At 73.0% G+C, this 4,886-nt stretch carries 1 protein-coding gene; it reads left to right on the forward strand.

What is annotated here, in order from left to right:
• Positions 1 to 167 precede the first annotated feature (167 nt).
• Positions 168 to 4,829 carry a DUF2961 domain-containing protein gene (locus tag ACFUVW_RS19580; RefSeq protein ID WP_430572968.1) on the forward strand — a complete coding sequence of 1,554 codons (4,662 nt, stop codon included), beginning with the start codon at positions 168 to 170 and terminating at the stop codon, positions 4,827 to 4,829.
• The last annotated feature ends 57 nt before the right edge of the window (positions 4,830 to 4,886 follow it).

The raw sequence follows: 4,886 nt of genomic DNA on the forward strand, positions 1-4,886 counted from the left end.
ACACAACTGAATACGTACGCGGCGCCCGCCTTCGAATTTATAAATAAATCCACCTGGGAGTTCTTCCCGCTGGACAGCGAGGCCTTCCCCTCGGTGAATCTCGCCCGGCACGTCGGACGGCTCGCGGGAACGGCGCCGGCGGGTCGGGCGGCACCGGCAAGGGCGCGGTGGGGTGGGACACCTACCGCCAGCTGGACCGCATCGACGAGGTCACCACCGGCGTCGCGACCGGCCAGTTCTCCAGCTACGACCGCACGGGCGGCAACGACGACGGCTTCGTCGGCACCTACAGCTGCCTGCGCACCACGGACGTCGGCTGCGTCATCGCCGAGCGCACCGGTCCGGGCGAGATCGACTCGATCTGGTTCACGCGCGACGGCGGCGACGTGTCGGCCACGGGCAACATCCGCATCGAGCTGGACGGCGAGGTGGTGCTCGACGCGCCCCTGCAGGACGTGGTGGACGGCGAGCTGGGAGCGCCGTTCGTCTACCCGTTCGTGGCGAACGCCGACCAGAGCTCGGGCGGCGTCTACATCAAGGTGCCGATGCCGTACCGCGAGTCGATGCGCGTGACGACCAGCGAGAACCCGCTGTTCCACCACGTCACGTACCGGACGTTCGCCGACACCGAGGGGGTGACGACCTTCGATCCGGCCGACCCGGCGCAGGACGTGATCGACGCCGCGCAGGAGTGGGGCAGCGCCGACCCGAAGCCGGCGGTCGAGGGGGCGCGGACCACGACCGAAGACTTCCGCCTGCGGCCCGGCAAGAGCGTCCGCCTGGCCGACGTGCGCGGCCCGGGGGAGATCTCGGAGCTGGCCCTCCGGGTGCCGCAGATCGTCGGGGCCGAGCCGCTGCCGCCGATCAGCGACGACGGGCGGGCGCACAGGGGCACCAGCACGTTCACGGTGGCGGTCGACCCCGCCAACGAGGGGGTGCAGCTCACGCGGCGGTTCGACGCGACGAGCGCGCAGCAGGTCGCCGACGTGACGGTCGACGGGGAGCCGGCCGGCCGCTGGGAGGCGACCGACGACCACGCCGGCACCTGGAGCTATCAGACGCTCGAGCTGCCCGCCGAGCTGACCGCCGGGAAGTCGAGCATCACGGTGGAGAACACGTTCGTGTCCGCCACGATCGACTGGAACGAGTTCCGCTACTGGGCGGACTCGGTGGTCGACGGCGAGCCGGTCCGCACCGACGAGCTCGACGTCGGTACCTCCGACGCCGCGAGGGCGAGCGAGCAGGCGCACGCCTACGCGATCACGGCGCAGAACTGGACGGGCGCGGCGAACCAGTCCGACCCGCCGCCCGCGGACGACCCGGCCGTGCTCGCGTCCAACGAGCTGCTGCGCGACGTCGTCGTGCGGGTGACGGTCGACGGCCGCACCGCCGTCGAGTCGCCGCTGGGGGAGTTCTTCGGCTCGGGTCTCACCGAGGCGCCGGTCGCGGCGCTCTTCCACGCCATGGACGCGGGCGACGGCGGCTGGTACTCCAGCTGGTGGCCGATGCCGTACGCCCGCGGTGCGCGGGTGGAGCTGGTGAACCGGTCGTCCGAGACGATCACGTCCGGCACGGCGCGGGTCACGTCCCACCGCGACCCGAGCATCGCCCGGCAGCTGGCGTCCGGGGAGATCGGCACCTTCCACGCCACCCACCACCGGGCGGACACCGTGACGGGCGAGGACTGGGCGTTCCTCGACACCGTCGGGAACGGCCGGTTCGTGGGCGTGAGCCACACCGCCCGCGGGCACATCGAGACGGGCAACACCCGCAACTACCTCGAGGGCGACGAGCGCGTGTACGCCGACGGCGGGCGTAGCCCGTCGCTGTACGGCACAGGCTCGGAGGACTTCTACGAGGGCGGCTGGTACTTCAACCGGCAGGCGTTCTCCAACCCGATGAACGGGCTGTCCGCGATGCCCGCCGGGCACAACGGGTGCGCCTTCCAGTGCGACTCGCCCTACCGGCTGATGATCGCCGACGCCGTGCCGTTCGGCTCCGGGCTCACGTTCGGCATCGAGCACGGCCCGGTGGCGAACGAGCCGGCCGAGTACTCCTCGACGGCGTACTGGTACGGCACCGACGAACCCGCCGCGCGGGTCACCGACACGATCGACGTCGGCGACGCGCGCAGCGAGAGGGCCCACGGGTACACAGGCTCGGGGGAGGCGACCGCGCTGACCGCTCGGTTCGAGGGCGACCACGACGACGTGCTGGTCACCGAGGACGTCGCCGCGGCCACCGGGCCCGTGACCTTCACGGTGGCGGTGGACCGCGGCCACACGGGGGTCACGCTGCGCCGGCTGGGCGATCAGGCGGAGGCGGGGCAGTCCGTGGCGGTCTCCGTCGACGGCGAGGCCGCGGGCACGTGGTCGCAGCCGACGAGCAACACGAGCCAGCGGTGGCTGGAGGACACGTTCATGCTGCCGCCGGCCCTCACCCGCGGCGAGCGGCGGGTCACCGTCACGCTGACGCCGACCGACGGGGCGCCCGCGTGGTCGGCGGCGTCCTACCAGGTGCTGTCGCACGGGGCCCCGGCGCCCGACCGGCGCGCACCCGCGACGGTGACCGGGCTCGCCGCCGGCGGTGGCGACAGCAACCAGGTCCACCTGGGGTGGAAGGCGACGACGGACGACGTCGCCGTCGACCACTACGAGGTCTACGCCTCGAGGGACCCGCGGTTCAGCGCCGGCCGGTCCACCCGGGTGGGGACCAGCCCGCTCCCGGCGTTCGACCACACGGGCCTCGGCCTCGGCGAGACCTGGTACTACCGGGTGCGCGCGGTCGACGGCTCGGGGAACGCCGGGCGGCTCTCCGACCGCGTGACGGCGACGAGCGGCACCACGCTGCGGATCGAGGGCGAGAGCCTGCTGCCGCCGGTCTCGTCGGACGCGCCCGTCGAGGCGCAGGGGAACTGCTGCGGCGTGGACTGGTCGGGCGACCGGCAGCTGTGGTTCCGCGGCGAGCAGCAGGGCGACGCCGTCACGCTGCGGTTCGAGGTTCCGCAGGACGGCACCTACGACCTGTCGGCCGCGATGACCCAGGCGCGCGACTACGGCGTCGCGCAGGTGGCGGTCGACGGCGAGGACGTCGGCGCGACGGTCGACGGCTACCGCGCCGAGGGGGTCGGCGTCGCGACCCACGACCTCGGCGCCGTCGAGCTGGAGCAGGGCGAGCACACGCTCACCCTCACGGCGGTCGGCAAGAACGACGCGGCCACCAGCTACATGATCGGCCTCGACACGCTGGACCTCGCCCTCCGTGGCGGGGCCCGCGTGCAGGTCAGCTCCTACGAGCACGAGGAGGAGGCCGTGACGGCCGGAGACCGGACGAAGATCTACGACCCGTCGGTCGGGGAGGACGAGCCCTGGTACGTCAACGACCACACGTTCGTGCAGGGGCCCGACGGCACCTGGCACCTGTTCGGCATCACGCACGCCGAGCCCGCCGCGCCGCTGGACGAGCGATTCTTCGCCCACGCGACGTCGTCGTCCCTGACCGCGGCGCCGTACGAGAAGCAGGATCCGGTGATCCCCGCCGACCCGGGGCTGGGGGAGAAGCACGTGTGGGCGCCGCACGTCGTCGAGGACGGCGGGACGTACTACATGTTCTACTCGGCCGGCCTCGACGACAACCACGAGGAGTACCAGCTCCGGCTCGCCACGAGCACCGACCTCGTCACGTGGACCAAGCGGCCCGAGCCGCTGTTCACCGACGGATTCGACGCCCGCGACCCGATGGTGAAGAGGATCGGCGACGAGTGGGTCATGTACTACACGGCCAACTCGACGCCCGCCGGCGGCAACCACCAGGTCGCGTACCGCACCAGCACCGACCTGGTGCACTGGGGCGAGAAGAAGGTGGCGTTCACCCACCCCCGCACGGGCACGTTCGGCGGGCCCACCGAGTCGCCGTTCGTCGTGGAGGAGGGCGGCGCGTACTACCTGTTCGTCTGCTGCGACGCGGGCTACACGGACACCCGCGTCTACAAGAGCGACGACCCGCTGCACTTCGAGCCCGACGACCTGGTGGGCCAGATCGCCGAGCACGCGGCCGAGGTGGTCCAGGACGAGGACGGCGCCTGGTACGTCAGCGGGGCCGGCTGGGGCGCGGGCGGCGTGTACCTGCGCCCGCTCGACTTCTCCGGCACGACCGTGACCGCCGGACAGCGGATCACCGCCCCCGGGTACCGGCTCGACGTGCGGACGTCGCCGCAGACGCAGGTCCGGTCCATGGAGGTGGCGGACGGGTCCGGCCGGTGGCGACAGGTGCTCGACGACGACTACCGCGGCACGTCCCCGTACCTGGGGGTCGGGTCGTTCGGCAACACCGACCTGGCGGGCCCGGCGGCCGAGGTGGACCTCGACGGCTCCACCCTGCGCCTGGGCGGCGTCCCGCTGGGGGACGAGCCGGTCACGGCGGACTGGTCGTTCGAGCTCGGCGTCAACGCGTTCACGACGTCGGTGACGGCCGAGGTCGCCGAGGAGCCTGCCGCACCCGTCTGGGAGGCGTCCATGACCTTCGACGGCGCGGGGGCGCGCACCGGGGACGACGCCGACCCCGACCGGGACGGCGGCGACGCCGAGGGCTTCCCGGCGTGGACCCAGAGCTCGGGTCAGGACGCGACGGTCGCGGCGCGGTTCGTGCCCGGGTCGTCGTCGGGCGCCGACAACCGGTTCTACGCCGGATCGGGTGCCGTCGTCTGGCAGCCGCACTGGCAGCCCGGGGGCCGCGCCCTGGGGGTCGGCACCTTCGACCTCGGCGCCTGGCGCGTCGGGGCCAGCCCGTTCGGCGGTGACGACACCCTGGGCAGCCGGCTCGTCGGCTGAGCGGTACCGGGAGAGATCCCGGGAGACATGAGGGGCCGCCGACCCGACCGGGTCGGC

It is taken from the genome of Isoptericola sp. NPDC057391, from assembly GCF_042668085.1.
Taxonomy (GTDB): domain Bacteria; phylum Actinomycetota; class Actinomycetes; order Actinomycetales; family Cellulomonadaceae; genus Isoptericola.